Raw genomic sequence first — 17710 nt, forward strand, 5'->3', positions numbered from 1 at the left:
GGAGTTCATTCGTGGGTTCCATCACCACCCCCTTCGGTTTCTCCAGCACCGCGGCGGAAGTCTCGGAAGGCATCGATCTGACCGGCCGTCGTGCGGTGGTCACCGGCGCCTCCTCCGGCCTCGGGGCCGAGACGGCCCGGGCCCTGGCCGCCACGGGTGCGGCCGTCACCCTCGCCGTCCGGGATGTCACGGCGGGCAAACGCGTCGCCGAGGACATCACCGAGTCGACCGGCAATCAGGAGGTGAACGTCGCGCACCTCGACCTGGCCGATCCCGGGTCGGTCACCGCCTTCGTCGCCGCCTGGCGGGGCCCGCTGCACGTTCTGGTGAACAACGCGGGCGTCATGGCCTGCCCCGAGCGGTACACCGAACAGGGCTGGGAATGGCAGTTCGCCACCAACCACCTCGGCCACTTCGCTCTCGCCACCGGCCTCCACGAGGCTCTGGCCGCCGCCGGCGACGCGCGTGTCGTCGTGGTGAGTTCAACGGGCCATCAGCGGTCTCCCATCGTGTGGGACGACATCGACTTCGCGTTCCGCCCCTACGACCCGTGGCTCGCCTACGGCCAGTCCAAGACCGCGAACGTCCTCTTCGCGGTCGAAGCCACCCGCCGCTGGGCCGATGACAACATCACCGCCAACGCCCTCATGCCCGGCGCGACCTACACGAACCTGCAGCGTCACACCGGCGGCCGCGGCAGCGGCAGAGTCCCCGCTCACCTCATCAAGACCGTCGAACAGGGCGCGGCCACCTCCGTCCTCCTCGCCACCTCACCTCTCCTCGAAGGCGTCGGCGGCCGCTACTTCGTCGACTGCAACGAGACCGAGGTCGTCGACCGCCGCTCCGGCACCCTGCACGGCGTCGCCCGGTACGCCGTCGACCCGGACAACGCCCGACGCCTGTGGGCCCTGTCGCAGGAACTCCTCGCACACAGGCGCTGAACAGCCGACCTGCGACGTCAAAGGCCAAGCTCAGGAAGAAGGGAGCCCGGACCTCGCAGTGCGGCTACCTGGAAGTCACGCAGCCGGCTCCGGGGTTACTGGTGCCGTGGGAGAGTCTGTGCCTTCTGCGCCGAAAGAGTCTTGTAGACGGTACCGGCGAGGTCGGGCAGCGTGTCCCCTTCGCCAACGGCGCTGTTGACAGCAAGGGCGATGATCATGCCAGTCTTCGGGAAGTACATGTGCAGCACCCGGTTTCCAAAAGTGGCTCCCTCATAGGCCCAGACCGTCCCGGCCACAGGATGGACGAACTTCACGACACCGAGCCCGAAACCCATGGGATCGTCGGCCGTGACGCTCTTGATGGGCTTACTCGTCTTCACCGAGACCAGGGATTCCAGCTCGCGCTGCTGCGCTGACGGCAGCAGTCGACCGCTGTACAGCGCCCTGTCCCAAGCCGTCATGTCTCTCAGCGAACTCACCAGGCCACCAGCCCCCTGCGCCCAGGACAGGCGGAGCCGAGGAAGTGACTTGTTGAGATGCTTCGGCAGGACGGAATGGGTGGAGTACGGCGTCGGCATGCGCGAGGCCGTGTCCGGAGGGCAGTCCGGGGGGAGGCAGGTGTCGTTCATTCCGAGAGGTTCGATGATGCGCTCGGCGAGCCGCTGACGGTAAGTATCGTGCGACGCTCGTTCGACAATCATCTGCGCGAGGAGGTAGTTCGTATTCGAGTACTCGTACTTCGCGGGACCCAGTGGCAGGCCCTCCACATAGGACATCAGGCGCTCCAGCGTGAAACGTGTGGAGGGATTGGCGTCGAAATCCTTCAGGAACGCATTCTGCTCGGTGTAGCTGGGGATGCCGCTGGTCATCGACAGCAGTTGCTTGATGGTGACATCGCGCCACGCCGGATACTGGGGAAGCCACTTTCCCAGCTTGTCCCGTATGGACAGCCTTCCTTCGGCCTCCAGTTGAAGCAGCAGCACGGACGTGAACGCCTTGGTGTTGCTGCCTATCTGCCACAGCGCCTCGCTGTTCACCGGTCGACCACCGCCGTAGCGGGACGTCCCCGCGTCGACCGAGATATCAGGTCGCCGATCGGCATAGGTCACCCGAAGGGAGACCGCTGAGAGATGATCCTTGGTGCCCTGAGCGTCCAGATACTTCTCGAGGTCACTTCGCAGTGACGCGGTGGCACTGCGAACGGATGGCTCCACCGCTGCGTGCGCGACGGCCGGCCCACTTCCCGACACCATCATCCCCGAAACAATCGCCGCGGTGACCGTCGCCAGGGCCACGAGGCGCTTTCCTTGCCGACCATCCCGCCGACGAAGCCCGTACCTCATCGTCGCTATTCCTCCATCGAATCGAACAGAACTGGGAACGACGATCACGCTACGCAGTGGAGGCACGGCAGGTAATGGGGGTAACCCCCGCTCGGTAGTGGTGCTGACCCCCTGAGTGAGGCCAAGCACAGCTTCGAAGGCAGCCATCTGCCCGTCGGAAGAGGAGAGACCGCGACGGTCGTTGACTCATCACTGAGGGGCGACAACTGGCTCCTCAGAAGACATAGAGCCCTTTAGGTCTGGTGAATCTCGAGTTGAGTAATAGTCAATTCCTGTGGACCCTTGGAGTTATCACCTGATGCTCCGCTGCCATCGGATCTCGCCTTCGTGCAATTCGTCGGCGGGTGTGAGCCCGGCGGCGGTGGCGGACGCCCGATGTCCCGGGATGGACGTGGACGATGACGGTCCGCACCGGCTGTCGGTCGAGCCAGTCGAAGAGTCCTCGGACCGCTTCACTGGCGAGGTACGACAAGCTCGCCGTCCGCTATGAGGCGACCGTGCCGGTCCCGGCCTGATCCGAACGAGAGGCCCTACCGCCGCGGTTGGGCGCGCAGCCCGTCGAGGATGAGCGCGAGCATCCGTGGTGCCCGGTCTTCGGGGCTGGATGCGGCGCGCCAGAGTGCGCCGGTGAGCTGGAGGAAGTCGCCGGGGTCGGCGTCCGTGCGGATGCTCCCGTCCTTCTTGCCCGCGTCGAGGATCTGTGTGATCGCGGCGATGACCGGCCCGTAGCTCTGCTCACTGATCGCCTGGTGCGCGCCGGGGCTGAGCGCGTCGCCGAGGCCGTGTTTCCTGCGCATGGCCTCGACGAGATCGATCGTCCAGTGGCGCAGCGCTTCGAGCGGGGGCGTCGCGGCCAGCAGGTCGGGCACGGTGCCGACGATGCGTGTGACCTCGTCCTGGTAGACGGCCAGGACCAGCGCCTCGCGGGTGGGGAAGTTGCGGTACAGGGTGCCCGCGCCGACACCGGCGCGCTGGGCGACCTGGTTCATCGACGTGGTGCTGTCCTCGGCGAACGCCTCACGGGCGGCTGCCAGGATGCGCGCTCTGTTCTCACGAGCGTCTGAACGGACCACGAGACCTCACCTTGCTAAGTGGAGAACTCTCCACTACGGTATCCGGAGAGTTCTCCACTTATTTTAGAGGGGCATCATGCGTTACATCAAGCTCGGCACCACCGGCCTGGACGTCTCACCGATCGCGATCGGCGCCATGACCTACGGCGAGCCCGACCGGGGCCATCCCGTCTGGTCGAAGGGCGAGGAGGAGGCGCGCCCGCTCATCAAGCACGCGCTGGAGGTGGGGATCAACTTCTTCGACACCGCGAACCTCTACTCGTAAGGGTCGAGCGAGGAGATCCTCGGCCGCGCGCTCAAGGACTTCGCCGACCGCGACGAGGTGGTGATCGCCACCAAGCTCCGGCACCCGATGCGGCCCGGCCCCAACGGCCGTGGTCTGTCACGGAAGGCGGTCATGACCGAGGTCGACCACTCCCTGCGCCGCCTCGGCACGGACTACATCGACCTCTACCAGATCCACCGCAACGACCACGCCACCCCGTGGGAGGAGACGCTGGAGGCGCTCAGCGACCTCGTGAAGGCCGGCAAGGTCCGCTACCTCGGCGCCTCGTCCATGCACGCCTGGGAGTTCGCCAAGGCGCTGCACCTGCAGAAGCAGAACGGCTGGGCACGTTTTGTGTCCATGCAGAACCACTACAACCTGCTCGCCCGTGAGGAGGAGCGGGAGATGATCCCGCTGTGCCTGGACGAAGGCGTCGGCACGATCATCTGGTCCCCGCTGGCCCGCGGCCGCCTCGCCCGTGCCTGGGACGACGCCCGTTCGACGGTGCGCTCCGAGACGGACGGCGCCTACGCGGACATGCTCTACTCGCCCGAGCAGGAGGCGTCCAACCGCGCGATCATCGACGCGGTCGGACAGGTGGCGGACGCCCACGGCGTCAGCCGCGCACAGGTCGCGCTCGCCTGGCTGCGCCGCCAGCCGGTGGTCACCGCACCCCTGGTCGGGGCCGGTTCGATCCGGCAGATCGACGAGGCCGTGGCCTCCCTCGACATCGAGCTCACCGACGACGAGGTGCGCGCCCTGGAGGCGCCGTACACGCCGCGGTACGACTGGCAGGGCGTCTCCGACGAAGCCGAACTGGAGGCCATCCGCAGGCGCGTTCCCGGCATGGCCCTTTCATGAACCCATCGTCCGCTCCGACTGGCCACCGCCCGGCGACACCCTGCGACGCGGCCGTGCGCACCGCCCGAAGCACACGTCGCGAACCGAGGAGAGACAGATGACACAGGTACTGGTCACCGGAGGGTCGGGATTCATCGGGAGCTGGTGCGTCCTGAGCCTGCTCGACGCCGGGCACACCGTACGCACCACGGTCCGCGACCTGCGGCGCGCGCCGGCACTGCGGTCCTGGCTGCACGCAGCCAAGCCGTTCGACGACGAGCGTCTCACCGTGGTGCGCGCCGACCTGGAACACCCCGACGGTTGGGACGACGCCGTCACCGACTGCGACTTCGTCCTGCACGTGGCCTCACCGACCCTGCGCCGTACGCCGGCGAACGACGACGAGATGGTGCTCCCGGCACGGGAAGGCGTCCTGCGGGTACTGCGCGCCTCCCGGGACGCCGGGGTGCGCCGGGTCGTCCTGACGAGCGCCTTCGGCGCCATCGGGATCGGCCACCCCCCGCGCTCCACCCCGTTCACCGAGGAGGACTGGACCAACGTCGACGGCGACATCCCGCCCTACCAGCGGTCCAAGACCCTCGCCGAGCGCGCCGCCTGGCAGTTCGTCGAGGAAGAAGGCGGTGGTCTGCAACTCTCGGCGGTGCATCCCGTGGGGGTCCTCGGGCCCCTCCTCGGCCCGGACGATCCGCCGTCCCTGCGCCTTGTGCGCAGGATGCTCGAGGGAGGGGTCCCCGCGTGCCCTCCCTTCGGGATGGGCTACGTCGACGTGCGCGATGTGGCGGACCTGCACCTGCGCGCCATGACCCACCCGGCTGCCGCCGGCGAACGCTTCCTCGCGATCGCCGGGCACAGTTTGCGCCTCGTCGACATCGCGCGCATTCTGCACGAGCGCCTGGGGGAGCGCGCCGCGCAGGCCCCGACCCGTGAACTGCCCGTGTGGCTCACACGCGCGCTGGGCATCGTGAACCCCGAACTGCGGCTGCTGCGGCACCAGCTCGGCCGGGACCTCGACGCCACGAGCGCCAAGGCGGAACGCCTCCTGGGGTGGCGGGCCCGCCCCATCGAGGACACCATCGCCGAGACCGCCGAGAGCCTCCTCGCCCACGCCATCGGGACGTGACCGGCTCGTCGTCGGACACTCCGCAGGCGGGGGAGAGGGACCGGCAGGCGGCGGTCGCGTAACCGGCCTACCGTCCCCGTCGGGCCGTGCCGCAGTCAGACCGGGCGGGGGCCGGCGTCGGCGACCCGGAACACCGGCCAGCCGATTTCGGTGCGCCACCGGTCGGCGGCCGGGGTGTCGCGCGGGCCCACGAGGTAGGTCTCGCGCACCGGTCCGGCCACCGCGAGGGCGTGGTCGGCGACCCACCTGCCCAGTTCGCCGTAGGTGACGTCGATGGTGTCGTGGGTCCCCGGGTGCACGGTGACCGCCAGTTCCGCGGGCGGCAGCTCGGTGCCGTGCACGCGCCCCAGGTCCGGGACGGCGGCGGCGACCGGGACGTACACGAGCACGTTTCCGCGGCCCTCGCTGAACAACGCGTTGTCGTAGAGGCCGCCCGGAGGACCCGCGGGCGCGTCGACGACGGCGTCCAGCTCGGCCATCGCGCCCGCGTACCAGGGCAACACCTCCTCGTGCGTGACCGTGCCCCGCACCGCGGCCACGCGCCGCGCGGGCGCGTGGCGCAGCTCGACGGCGACACCCGCCGGCTCGGGGCGCAGCAGCCGTTGCAGCGATGCGACGGCCGCCTGGGTCCGTGACAGCTGGTCCTTGAGCCGCTGGAGGTGTTCGCCCACCAGGTGCGCCCGCACGGTCGGGTCCGGGGTGAGCAGGATCCGCCTGACGTCGGCGAGCGGTACGTCGAGTTCCCGCAGCCGGGAGATGACCTGTGCGGTGGGGATCTGGCCGGGGTCGTAGTACCGGTAGCCGCTCGACGGGTCCACGTGCGCGGGCTCCAGCAGCCCGGCCTCGTGGTAGCGGCGCAGCGTACGGATGCTCAGGTGGGTCAGCCGGGAGAACTCGCCGATCGTCAGCACGCGTCCCACTGTGCACCCTCTCGCGGGGGGAGAGTGCAGCGCTTGACCCGTGTGCCGCGGGAGGTCGCACGCTGCTCCCATGACCAGCACCACCTCCCTCCCTCCCGAACTCGCGGGGCGTCTCGCCGTCGTCACCGGCGCCGGGCGGGGCACCGGCGCCGCGATCGCGGCACGCCTGCGCGCGGCCGGCGCCACCGTGCTTGCGACGGCCCGCACGGCGCCCGCGGACGCGGCCCCGGACCCCCTGTTCGTCACCGCCGACCTGACCACGCCGGAAGGCGTCGACACCGTCGCCTCGGCGGTGCGCGACCGGCTCGGCACTCCGCACGTCGTCGTGCACACGCTCGGCGGCTCCCGCGCGCCGGCCGGCGGGTTCGCCGCCCTCACCGACACGCACTGGCAGGACGAGCTCGCCCTCAACCTGCTGGCCGCCGTCCGCCTCGACCGCGCGCTGCTCCCGGCGATGCGCGGCGCGGGCCGGGGCGCCGTCGTCCACGTCTCCTCGATCCAGCGGCGTCTGCCCCTGCCCGACGCCACGCTCGGCTACGCCGCCGCGAAGGCCGCGTTGACCACGTACAGCAAGGGCCTCGCCCGTGAACTGGCGCCGCACGGCGTACGGGTCAACGTGGTCTCCCCGGGCGCGATCGCCACGGAGGGCACCACGGCCCTGGTGGGCCGCATCGCCGACGCACAGGGCATCGACCGGGCCGCCGCCTGGGAGCAGGTGCTGGCCTCACTCGGCGGCATCCCCCTCGGCCGTCCCGCACACCCCGAGGAGGTGGCCGAACTGGTCGCCTTCCTCGTCTCCGACCGCGCCGCCGCGATCACGGGCGCCGAGCACACCATCGACGGCGGCACGGTCCCCACCGTCTGACCCACCACCGTCCGACACCCACCTCGGACCCGAGGAGAGAACCCGCATGTCCCCGAACGGCTTCCCCGACCTGCCCGTCCGTGTCCGGACGTACCTCGACGCCCACGCCCGCCACGACGTGCCCACGGCGGCCGACTGCTTCGCACCCGCCGCCGTGGTCGTCGACGACGGCCGCACCCACCGCGGCCGTGACGCGGTCCGGGCCTGGCTGGACCGGACCTCGACCGAGTACACCTACACGACCACCCCGCTCACCGCCGTCCCGCACGACGACCGGCACTGGACGGTGACCCAGCGCCTCGATGGCGACTTCCCCGGCGGCACCGTCGACCTCGCCCACGCCTTCACGCTCGACGACGACGGACGCATCACCGAACTCGCCATCGCCCCCTGTATGTGAACGTCCCGCGGGGGGGGAGTGGGGCGTGGCCGTCCGACCGCTCGACGAGCGGACGGGCGGCCGGCACCGCGTCGGTTTCAGAGGGCGTCGGCAACGGTGGAGGTCGGGGTGTGGAGGATGGCGTCGAACGCCTCGAGGACGGGGGTGTGGAGGTAGGCGCTTTGGATCCGGATGCGGTCGGGGCCCGGGACAAGGCCGACGTTTCCATGGGCCGCCTGCGGGCGTGCCTGGTGGAGGTCGGCGATGCTGAGCCCGAGTTCGGCGTCGGCGAACGCGGCTTCGATGCTTCCCGGCTCGGCCGGCTCCAGTGCGGTGGCGTCGATGGTGAAGCCGAAGGGTGTGTTCTCGTCGCGGGGCATGTCCGCGGTGTGTCCGGTGGTGCTCGCCAGGCCGAGGGCGAAGTAGTCGTCGCCGAGCGCGCGGTGCAGGTGCTGTCCCATGGGGAGTCCGGTGAGGTGGCCGTTGAAGGACACCGGTGTCTTCTGGATGTGGGCGTTGTGAGCCGCCAGCACGATGCGGGTCCCGGGTTCGAAGCGGTCCAGGTGCCACAGGACCGACTCGGCCATGTAGACATCGCGGGCCGAGGTGTCGGCGGTCAGCCCTTTGCCGGCGAAGAGGTCGGCCATGGCGCGGAAGGTGTGGTCGGCGTGGCAGGCGCCTTCGAGTCGGCGCACGGCGATGTCGTAGCTGTGCTGGTCGCCGCGGGAAACATACAGCGGTGCGAGGGAGCGGAACCGGATGAGCAGGCGTGTCAGGGCCGCGCTGAGGGCGTCCTGTTCCGCGGTGGCCAGGCGTGCCCACGCGGGCGCGGCGACGGCCGCGGAGCCACCGGCGAACGATTCGGCGATCCGCGTCGCCTCCTGGAGGATCGGCAGGGTTTCGGGATCGATCCGGCGCAGGTAGTTGGCGACCGGGGCCAGGGCGGGCAGCAAGGACCCCCCGGCCGCCGGGATGTCGATCCCCGTGAAATGCACCGGTGTCGAGGCGGTTCGGTTGTGCCGGCGTATCCAGCGCAGCGGCGCGTCGACTCCCACGGGGATCGTTCCGGCGAGGTGCGCCGACAGCTCGTCGTCCGTCCCCTCGCCCTGGGCCCATGCGTCAAGGGGGAAACCTTCGCTGAAGCCGAACTCGAAGGCGAGGACGGTGAATCCGCAGCGCTCGGCCAGGAACCGCAGGATGCGCTCGCGCATGGCCGCGAACTCGTTGATGAAGTGGGAACTCTCACCGATCGCGACGACACGTGCGTCGCCGATGATGGCGCGCAGCGGCTCCAGATCGTCGAGTGGTGCCTCGGGGTCGAGGTGGTCGAGGGGCACGGCGTGGGTGCGAAGCCAGTCGGCGAACGGGTTGTGGTGGGGCGAAGCAGGCATGCTGACAGCTCGATTCTCGGTGTGCTGGAACGGTGGATCGCGGACAGGGCAGCGGGTCACCGCGCGGGTCGTCCTGGGCCGGACTCCTGCCGCCGGGGGTCGGTGGCTCCGGGCGTTTCGTCTCCACGTGCCCGGGCCGCCGCGTCCTCCAGGTCGTCGACGCTGCCGGACATGATCGTGCGGAGGTGTTCGGTGATGTCCTCGAGCGGCCAGTCCCACCAGGCCAGGGCCAGGAGGCGGGCAATGTCGGCGTCGCTGTAGCGGCGGCGGATGAGGCGGGCGGGGTTGCCGCCGACGATGCCGTAGTCGGGGACGTCGTCGACGACGACGGAGCCGGAGGCGATGACCGCTCCGTGGCCGATGCGGACGCCCGGCATCACCGTGGACCGGTAACCGAACCAGACGTCATGGCCCACCACGGTGTCACCCCGTCCGGGCAGGCCGGTGATCAGGTCGAAGTGATCGGCCCAGGAACCGCCCATGATCGGGAAGGGGAACGTGGAGGGACCGTCCATCCGGTGGTTGGCGCCGTTCATGATGAACCGCACGCCCTCGCCCAGCGCGCAGAACTTCCCGATGACCAGCTTTTCCGGCCCGTAGTGGTAGAGCACGTTGCGGGTCTCGAAGGCGGTCGGGTCATCGGGATCGTCGTAGTAGGAGAACTCTCCGACCTCGATCAGCGGCGAGGTGACCAGCGGCTTCAGCAGCACCACCCGCGGCTGCTCGGGCATCGGATGGAGCACGTTCGGGTCGGCGGGGACAGGTGGCATGACGAATTGTTTCCTTCCGGAAGGCATGTTCGCGGGGCTGCCAGGACCTCAGGCCCTGGCGGCGGGCGTCACCGTCGCCCGCACGGCAAGGTGAGCGCCCTGCCAGCGCCGACGCAGTCGACGGTCGTGGCTGACGATGACGAGGGCGCCGTCGTACCCGGTCAGGGCGGTCTCCAGCTCTTCGACGAGCGCGGGTGACAGGTGGTTGGTGGGTTCGTCGAGCAGCAGGACGTCGGACGGTTCGCTGAGCAGCCGCGCCAGGGCCAGACGCTGCCGCTGCCCGGTGGACAACCAGCCGACCGGCACCGTGAGGTGGTCGCGGTCGAACAGGCCGAGGGACAGCAGCTGTTCGGCGTGTTCGGCGGCGTCACCCGCCCGTCCGCGGGCGAAGGCGGCAAGGACGGTCTCGTCCGGCTCCCCGGGGCGCGGCTCCTGGGGGAGGTAGCCGACCCTGCCGCGGCGGGTGACATCCCCGCCGTCGGGTGCGATCTCCCCGGCGAGGACGCGGAGCAACGTGCTCTTGCCCGCTCCGTTCGGCCCCGTGATCAGCAGGCGCTCGCCCGCCGCGAGGGTCAGGCTCGTGCGGCCGAGCCGGCCCGTCACGGTGATGTCGGTGGCGTCGAGTACGGCGCCCTGTGCGCCGCTGGTCCGCAGCACGGGCGCGAAGCGCAGCGGCTCCGGCGGGGGCGGGACCGGGGCGCCGAGGAGGCGGCGCAGCCGTTCTTCGGCGTTGCGCACCCGACTGGCGAGCGACTGCTGCACCCGGGCGCCCGCCCGGTCGTACGCCATCTTGTTGCCGTCCTTCATCGCACGGCCGTGGGCCACGTGGCGGGCGGTGGTCGCGGCGGCCTCGCGAAGCCGGTCGACGTCGGCCCGCCACTGCTCGTGCGCCTGGGCCCAGCGCTGCCGGGCGGCCTTCTTCTCGGCGAGGTAACCGGTGTAGCCGTTGCCGTACCGGACGACGCTGCGCCGGTCGGCGTCCACCTCGAGGAGGCTGGTCGCGACGCGTTCGAGGAAGTCCCGGTCGTGGGAGACCGCCACCGTGGTGCCCCGGCGGGTGCGCAGGTGTTCTTCCAGCCAGCTCAGGGCGTTGTCGTCGAGATGGTTGGTCGGCTCGTCAAGGAGCAGCACCTCCGGCGCGGCCGCCAGGACGGCCGCGAGCCGCAACCTGACCCGCTCTCCACCGGAGAGGCCGCCCACGGTGCGGTCACGGCCCACCAGGCCCAGGCCGAGACCGTGCAGGGCACGCTCCACGCGGGCGTCGGCGTCGTAGCCGCCGCGCAGTTCGAAGACGGTCATCAGCTCGCCGTACTCGGCCATGCCCGACTCGTCGCCGTCGGCCATCGCGGCCTCGAGCCGGCGCATGCGCCGCTCGACGGTGCGCAGATCACTCAGCGCCCGGTCGATGACCTGCTGGACGGTCGCTCGCGGCTCCATCCGCTCGTCCTGGGCGAGATAGCCGACGCCACCGGGGGCCTCGACGACGACCTCGCCCTGATCGGGCCGTTCACGCCCGGCGAGCAGGCGCAGCAGTGTGGTCTTGCCCGATCCGTTCTCACCGATGATCCCGGTGCGCTCGCCCTCGGCGAGCGAGCAGGTCACCGAGTCAAGGACGAGCCTGCCGTCGAAGGACTTGCCTACAGCGCGCGCGGAGATCTGTGTGGGCATACGGGGACTCCAAAGCATTCGAGAACGAGACGACCGTCAAGGGCCGTGCGGCCGGGCGAACGCTTTGGATGAACATCGATCACTCCGTTAGTGCGACAGCTGCTGCGTTAAGATGGTGCCACAACGCCGTCTCCGCGATCAATCGGACTCCCTGTGACGACTCCCACACCCTCAGAGCAAGAACGAGAACCAGCGGGCACCCGGCCGGCGCCGACCCGGCGCCGCCCCGGGGGCCGCACCGCCCGTATTCGTGCGCAGGTACTCGACGCGGTCCTCGCGGAGCTCGGCGAACACGGCTATGACGCGCTCACCACCGACGCCGTCGCCGCTCGCGCCGGCGTGCACCGCACCACGGTGTACCGGCGCTGGGGGGACGTCGGCGGCCTGCTCGCCGACGTACTCGACGCGGCGGGCGACGACGACTGGCAGCCACCGGACACCGGCTCCCTGGAAGGCGATTTGGCAGCGCTCAACCAGGAGATCCAGACAGCCCTGACCGCAGAGCCCCCGGTCGTGACGGCGCTCATCGCCGCCTCGTTCCGCTCCGAGAAGGCCGCCGACGCCCAGCAGCGGCTCTGGGAGGACCGGTACGCCCGATGCGAGGTCGTCGTCAGCCGGGCGGTGCGGCGCGGCGAACTCCCCTCGGGCACCGACGCCCGGCGTCTGCTCCTCGCCGCCACGGCGCCGCTGTACCACCAACTGGTGCTCCTCCGCACGGCACCTGACCCGCACCTGCCCGGCGATGCGGCCAGAACCGCGGCCCTCGCCGCAGCCGCCGGCGCCTTCGCCGAGACCCGGCCCGCACCCGACGCCTGAGCGAGATTCCGCCATCGCGGCACTACCGGCGACCGCCTGCGGAGCCCTCCTCGGCCGGCGGTCCCTGGAGGCAGGCATGGCGGCCGCCGGATGGCACGCGCGGTCGGGCCGGGCGGTGGGGTCCCAGCCGACCATGAGGCCCCGGGAGGCACGAGGCGGGGGCCGAGGCAGCAGGCGTCGGCGACAGAAACCGCCTTGTGTCGGAGGCCCGACGGTACGTCAGAATGCCCGCGTGGCAGATGAATTGAATACTCCGCGCGCCCTTGCCGACAGACACCTGGACCAAGTGGCCGCGCACGACCCGATGACCTCGGCATGGCTGGGCTTGAGCCGTGGTGACGACCGGCAGCCGGATCTCTCGCCGGACGGCTTCGCGGCCCACGCCGAGATCGCCCGCCGCACTCTCGCAGCACTCGACGCCACTCCCGCATCGGAGGATCCGGCGGAACGAGCCTGCGCCCGGCTGCTGCGCGAACGCCTCACCGCCGAGCTCGCGATGGACGACGCCGGCGAGAACTTCCGCCAGCTGCGCACCGTGGGCGCCCACGTCGACCAGGTGCGGACGATCTTCTCCTTCATGCCCACCGCCACCGACGAGGACTGGGCGGCTGTGGCCGGACGGCTACGCAACCTCCCTGGTGCGCTGGACGGTTACCGGGCCACCCTCACCGAGGGTGTCTCGCGTGGCCTGCTCGCCGCTCCCCGGCAGGTGACCGGGGTGATCGGCCAGCTCTCCGACTGGACCGGGGAGGCGGCTGGGGGGCGCGCGGGCGGGGACGTGGGCTGGTTCGCCGCCTTCGTCTCCGACGGCCCGGACCGGTTGCGTCCCGACTTGGACGCCGCCGCCGGGAAGGCCACCGCCGCCGTCGCCGAGTTCCGCGACTGGCTGCGCGACACCTACCTCCCCGCGGCGGCGGACACCCCGGACGCCGTCGGACGCGAACGCTACCTGCGCGCCGCACGCCACAACACGGGCGCCGAGCTGGATCTGGACGAGGCCTACGCCTGGGCGTGGAGCGAGTTCCACCGGACGCTCGCCGAGATGCGTGTGGAAGCCGACCGGGTCCTGCCCGGCTCCACCCTCCTGGAAGCCATGCACCACCTGGACGAGCACGGTCACACGGTGAAGGGGGAGGAGGCCATCCGGGATTGGTTGCAGCAGCTCATGGACGAGGCGATCACCGCTCTCGACGGGAGCCACTTCGACCTCTCCGGCCCGATCCGCGAGATCGAGTCCCGGATAGCGCCTGCGGGCAGCGCCTCCGGTCCCTACTACCAGGGCCCGAGCCTCGACTTCAGCCGCCCGGGACGCACCTACCTTCCCACCCTCGGCCAGGACACCTTTCCCACCTGGCAACTCGTCAGCATCTGGTATCACGAGGGCGTTCCCGGCCATCATCTCCAGCTCGCCCAGTGGGTCGCGGTTGCCGACCGGCTCAGCCGCTACCAGGTCACCGAGGGTATGGTCAGCGCCAACATCGAAGGCTGGGCCCTGTACGCCGAGCGCTTCATGGACGATCTGGGCTTCTTCTCCGAGCCCGAGCGCCGCCTCGGTTTCCTGGACGGGCAGATGCTGCGTACGATCCGCGTGATCGTCGACATCGGCATGCACCTCGAACTCGCCATCCCCGCCGACTCGGGCTTCCACCCGGGCGAGCGCTGGACGCCGGCACTCGCAACGGAATTCATGGCCACCTACAACGGCAGTCCGGCGGCGCGCCGCGACAGCGAGATCGACCGCTACCTCGGCTGGCCCGGACAGGCCATCGGCTACAAACTCGGCGAACGCGCCTGGCTCCAGGGCCGCGCGGCGGCGAAACGCCGTCGCGGAGGCGCCTTCGATGTGAAGGCCTGGCACATGAAGGCGCTTTCCCAGGGCTCTCTCGGCCTTGACGACTTGGCCGACAACCTCGCGGCACTCTAGTACTGGGCAGCTCCGTGTGGGTACCTCGGACCCCTCGCTCTCCAGCCCCGCGAGCGATGTGTTCCGCGGCTGTCCGGTACCACTCACCGGTGCCGCTCGGTGCCGGGTTCGGGGGGAGCTGCCAGATGCCGCCCCGGTCCTCCTTCGAGAAGCGTGCGACGAGGTCGGGGACGTGCAGACGGCAGGCGAGTGCGGCGGCGGCCTGGAAGGTGTCGATCGCGCTGGTCATCGGCAGGGCCAGGCGCAGAAGGCGCGGGTTGACGCGGCCCTGGATCTCGTCGACGAAGGGCCTCAGCACGGTGTCGTAGTTCGCCAGGGCGGTCGGCAGGTCGTCCGGGTGCCGGTTGATCTCGCCGGCCAGGACGTGTGCGCCGACCAGGCCGCCGGAAATGCCCATGCCGCTGTAGGGGGAGGCGCAGTGCGCGGCGTCGCCAGCCAGGACCACGCGGCCCTTCGACCAGGTGCCGGTGCGGACCTGGACGATCTCCTGGGAGTAGAAGAACGGGCTCTGCTCCATGCCTTCGATGAAGCGCTCGGTCTGCCACCCGGCGTCGCGGAACCTGTCGGCCCAGAACGTGCACTGCGCGCAGATGCCGGACGCCTCCGGGGGCGGATGACCGTTCGCGGGTTCCCGCCGTACCCGAACACCCCGGCACGCCCACGCCGCCGTGCAAGTTCCGGTGATGCCGGGGCTGATCGCCGTGACCGCGAGCCGTCCCGGCGCGATGAGTTGCAGACCCTGACCGAGGCCCTGGGCAACTCCGACGGCGAGCGGGCTGTACCAGGTTCAGGTCCGGGAGGCCCACCGACGGCAGGCGGATCACGAGGCCGTGCACCGGGAGGCGCAGCGGCCGGCGTGCACGCGGTGCGGCAACAGGTTCGGCTCCGCGCGGTCGATGCCCTCCTGCGCGCACAGCCCGCACGGCCCGCACGGCCGGGTGCCGTGTGCGCCGTCAACGGGGCCGCGCAGACCCCGTCCCGGATCGAGCAGCAGCGTCTACACGCCGATCTCACCCCGCACTTCCGCCGCACGGTCGTGGCCGACGAGGCTCAGCGCGCAGTGTTCTCCGAGCGCTCGGCTCCGTCGAGCAACCCCCGGACGGCGTCGTTGAATCCCGCCGTGTCGGTCAAGCCGAAGGCCACGCGCTGGAGCAGGAAGCCGTGCAGCAGACCGATCAACACCCGTGCGCCGCTCTCCGGGTCCACGGTTTGGACAGCGCCCGCCGCTTGTCCGCGGCGCAGGGCGTCGGCGATGCTGCGACGGACCCTTTCGAAGCCTTCCAGGGCGCGGGCGTGCAGGCCGTCGTTGCGCAGCAGTTCCGACCAGGTCTGCACGACGCACTGCAGCAGTTCCTCGACCGGCACCACCTGCCCCGCGGCGTCCGTGACGGTCTCGGCAGCCAGTGCCTGAAGGGAGGCGGCGGCCAGGTCGCCCAGGGAAGGGGCGTCAGCGGCCACGGCCACCTGCTCCATCGGCTCGAAGATCAGCCGGAAGGCGTCCGCGGCGATGGCCAGGATGATCTCCTCCTTGCTCGCGAAGTAGCGGTAGGGGGCACCCGCGGAAACACCGGCTGCGGCGGCGATGTCCGGCATCGAGGTCTGGTGGAAGCCGCCCCGCGCGAAACAGCGACGCGCCGCCGCCACGATCTCCGCACGCTTGGCTTCCCGACGCTCGGGCGTGATGCGCGGCATGGCCTGCCTCCATCAAAGTGAATAGTCGTTCATCTTGACATGGGATCTTATCGAGGCCATCGTGAAAATGAAAGGTCATTCACGGAAGCGAGGATCTTGATGGGCATCGAGCTGACCATCGGCACTTACCGGTACGAGCACACCGAGGCGCTCTTCGACGGCCGCGTGAAGATCGACGGGGTGGACGCCACCCTTGAGACGGAGCCCCTGGTCTCGGACCTCTTCCGGCGCATGCTCGAAGGCCGCTACGGCATAGCGGAACTCGGCTTGACCTACTTTCTGCGCACCTTCGACCTGGAGGACGCCCCCTTCATGGCGCTGCCGATCTTCCCGAACCGCAACTTCCGGCATTCCGCCATCTTCGTGAACACCGAGGCGGGGATCGAGAAGCCGCAGGACCTCGCAGGCAAGACAATCGGCGAGTTCGCGCTCTTCGGACACGACGCCGGGGTCTGGCCCAAGGGCATCCTGTCGGACGAGTACGGCGTGACCGTCGACCAGTGCCGCTGGGTCATCGGCGGCACCGACCATCCCATCCCCGCGTTCGACTGGCTCCCGCAGCCGGTGCCGGACGGCGTTGACGTGCGGCACGCCGACGACGGCCAGACCCTGGGCGCCATGCTCGAGTCCGGAGAGATCGACGCGCTGATCTCGGTCGACGTGCCCCAGGCCATGTTGCGGGGATCGACGAAGATCGCCCGGCTCTTCCCCGACTATGAGAACGTCGAGCGCGACTACTACCGGCGCACCGGGATCTTCCCCCCGATGCACATCGTCGCGGTCCGCAAGGACCTGGTGCACCGTTCCGAGGATCTGCGCTCGGTCTACCGCGCTTTCGTCAAGGCCAAGGACCTGGCCGAATGCAAATACATCGAGGGCGCCGCCAAGCAGCACATGAGCCTGGTGACCCCCTGGTTCAGCAGCCTGTTCGAACACAACCGCAGCCTGCTCGGCGAGGACTGGTGGCCCTACGGCATGCGCGCGAACCGCAGGGCGGTCGACACCTTCCTGCGCTACCACCACGAGCAGGGCCTCTCCAAGCACCTGCTGACCAGCCGAGACATCTTCATCCCCGAGTTCCTCGACACCTAGGTCGTGTCCGTGAAGTGGTGGGCTCGGTGGTCTGTTCGCGGTGCCCTTTCGCGTGCAGCGTCAGTCTTGGCAGGGTGTATCCGACCAGGGGGCCGATGCCTGTGGCGAAAACCACGGTGGCCAGGCCCACGTGACCGCCGAGTAGCCAGCCGACGACGAGCACTGTCACCTCGATCCCGGCCCGGGCTGCGATCAGCGGTACGCCGAGTTGCGTAAGCCCGGTCATCAGCCCGTCGCGCGGTCCGGGCCCCCACCCGGCCCCGACATACAGTCCTGTGGCTATGGCGACGCCGGCCACGGCCATCGCAAGGAAGACCACACGCACGCCCCACTGGTCCGGTGCGGGGACCCAGGCGATCCCCAGGTCCAGAAATGGGCCCACCAGCACTGCGTTCGCTACCGTGCCCACGCCGGGGCGCTGGCGCAATGGGCCCCACAGGGTCAGAAGAGCCAGCGAGATGACGATGGTGGTCTGTCCGAGGGAGAGCCCGGTGATCTGCGAGAGGCCTTGAGTGAACACGGTCCACGGATCGGTTCCGAGGTCGGCTTTCACCAGCAGCGCGAGGCTCATCCCGTACAGGGCCAAGCCC

At 70.1% G+C, this 17710-nt stretch carries 15 protein-coding genes and 2 pseudogenes; 8 read left to right on the forward strand and 9 right to left on the reverse strand.

Features of this window, described 5'->3' with window-relative positions:
- Positions 1–11 precede the first annotated feature (11 nt).
- A complete protein-coding gene (locus tag ACSP97_RS35890; protein ID WP_440555951.1) occupies positions 12–941 on the forward strand; it encodes an SDR family NAD(P)-dependent oxidoreductase in 930 nt (309 codons plus the stop codon).
- 95 nt (positions 942–1036) lie between these two features.
- Here the strand turns inward: ACSP97_RS35890 and ACSP97_RS35895 are convergent, their stop codons facing one another.
- Together ACSP97_RS35895 and ACSP97_RS35900 are read right to left on the reverse strand one after the other, a co-directional pair.
- The gene (locus tag ACSP97_RS35895) at positions 1037–2236 is read right to left on the reverse strand and encodes a serine hydrolase domain-containing protein (protein ID WP_440555952.1); all 1200 of its coding nucleotides are present in this window, start codon (positions 2234–2236) and stop codon (positions 1037–1039) included.
- A 578-nt stretch (positions 2237–2814) separates the two neighbouring features.
- A complete protein-coding gene (locus tag ACSP97_RS35900; RefSeq protein ID WP_355328980.1) occupies positions 2815–3357 on the reverse strand; it encodes a TetR/AcrR family transcriptional regulator in 543 nt (180 codons plus the stop codon).
- Between the two features lie 76 nt (positions 3358–3433).
- On the opposite strand from ACSP97_RS35900, the pseudogene ACSP97_RS35905 reads away from it, so the two are divergent.
- Together ACSP97_RS35905 and ACSP97_RS35910 are read left to right on the forward strand one after the other, a co-directional pair.
- A pseudogene (locus ACSP97_RS35905) lies at positions 3434–4483 on the forward strand (aldo/keto reductase).
- Positions 4484–4580: 97 nt separating this feature from the next.
- Positions 4581–5603 (forward strand): SDR family oxidoreductase, encoded by a 1023-nt coding sequence (locus ACSP97_RS35910; protein WP_355328984.1) that lies wholly within the window; start codon positions 4581–4583, stop codon positions 5601–5603.
- Between the two features lie 95 nt (positions 5604–5698).
- Here ACSP97_RS35910 and ACSP97_RS35915 read toward each other — a convergent pair whose 3' ends face one another.
- Entirely contained in the window at positions 5699–6514 is an 816-nt protein-coding gene (locus ACSP97_RS35915) for a MerR family transcriptional regulator (RefSeq protein ID WP_355151820.1), read from the reverse strand.
- A gap of 79 nt (positions 6515–6593) precedes the next feature.
- On the opposite strand from ACSP97_RS35915, the gene ACSP97_RS35920 reads away from it, so the two are divergent.
- Both ACSP97_RS35920 and ACSP97_RS35925 read left to right on the forward strand, forming a co-directional pair.
- Positions 6594–7388, forward strand: coding sequence for an SDR family oxidoreductase (locus ACSP97_RS35920; protein ID WP_355527444.1), 795 nt, complete (start codon positions 6594–6596; stop codon positions 7386–7388).
- 46 nt (positions 7389–7434) lie between these two features.
- Positions 7435–7788: a nuclear transport factor 2 family protein gene (locus ACSP97_RS35925; protein WP_440555953.1), complete on the forward strand. Its 354-nt coding sequence runs from the start codon at positions 7435–7437 to the stop codon at positions 7786–7788.
- Between the two features lie 77 nt (positions 7789–7865).
- Here the strand turns inward: ACSP97_RS35925 and ACSP97_RS35930 are convergent, their stop codons facing one another.
- The 3 genes from ACSP97_RS35930 to abc-f are packed head-to-tail and all read right to left on the reverse strand — an operon-like array spanning position 7866 to position 11596.
- Positions 7866–9158, reverse strand: coding sequence for an erythromycin esterase family protein (locus ACSP97_RS35930; protein ID WP_440555954.1), 1293 nt, complete (start codon positions 9156–9158; stop codon positions 7866–7868).
- 56 nt (positions 9159–9214) lie between these two features.
- Entirely contained in the window at positions 9215–9928 is a 714-nt protein-coding gene (locus ACSP97_RS35935; protein WP_440555955.1) for a CatB-related O-acetyltransferase, read from the reverse strand.
- 48 nt (positions 9929–9976) lie between these two features.
- Complete coding sequence (gene abc-f, locus ACSP97_RS35940) at positions 9977–11596, reverse strand: ribosomal protection-like ABC-F family protein (RefSeq protein ID WP_440555956.1); 1620 nt, start codon at positions 11594–11596, stop codon at positions 9977–9979.
- Between the two features lie 153 nt (positions 11597–11749).
- Between abc-f and ACSP97_RS35945 the strand changes: the two genes are divergently transcribed.
- Together ACSP97_RS35945 and ACSP97_RS35950 are read left to right on the forward strand one after the other, a co-directional pair.
- Positions 11750–12412: a TetR/AcrR family transcriptional regulator gene (locus ACSP97_RS35945; protein ID WP_422130627.1), complete on the forward strand. Its 663-nt coding sequence runs from the start codon at positions 11750–11752 to the stop codon at positions 12410–12412.
- A gap of 304 nt (positions 12413–12716) precedes the next feature.
- Complete coding sequence (locus ACSP97_RS35950; RefSeq protein WP_440558526.1) at positions 12717–14336, forward strand: DUF885 domain-containing protein; 1620 nt, start codon at positions 12717–12719, stop codon at positions 14334–14336.
- A 409-nt stretch (positions 14337–14745) separates the two neighbouring features.
- Here the strand turns inward: ACSP97_RS35950 and ACSP97_RS35955 are convergent.
- Positions 14746–14853 (reverse strand): annotated as a pseudogene (locus ACSP97_RS35955) (hypothetical protein); the annotation flags it as partial.
- A gap of 533 nt (positions 14854–15386) precedes the next feature.
- On the reverse strand, positions 15387–16028 hold the full coding sequence (locus tag ACSP97_RS35960) for a TetR/AcrR family transcriptional regulator (RefSeq protein ID WP_355329002.1): 642 nt from the start codon (positions 16026–16028) through the stop codon (positions 15387–15389).
- A 99-nt stretch (positions 16029–16127) separates the two neighbouring features.
- Here ACSP97_RS35960 and ACSP97_RS35965 point away from each other — a divergent pair, with 99 nt between their 5' ends.
- Positions 16128–17120, forward strand: a complete 993-nt coding sequence (locus ACSP97_RS35965) for a 4,5-dihydroxyphthalate decarboxylase (protein WP_440555957.1) — start codon at positions 16128–16130, stop codon at positions 17118–17120.
- On the opposite strand, the gene ACSP97_RS35970 is transcribed toward ACSP97_RS35965, so the two are convergent.
- A complete protein-coding gene (locus tag ACSP97_RS35970; RefSeq protein ID WP_440555958.1) occupies positions 17095–17691 on the reverse strand; it encodes a YczE/YyaS/YitT family protein in 597 nt (198 codons plus the stop codon). The genes ACSP97_RS35965 and ACSP97_RS35970 overlap by 26 nt on opposite strands.
- Between the last annotated feature and the right edge of the window lie 19 nt (positions 17692–17710).

Origin of the sequence: Streptomyces sp. SCPE 10 (assembly GCF_051980735.1) — a bacterium.
Lineage (GTDB): Bacteria > Actinomycetota > Actinomycetes > Streptomycetales > Streptomycetaceae > Streptomyces > Streptomyces misionensis.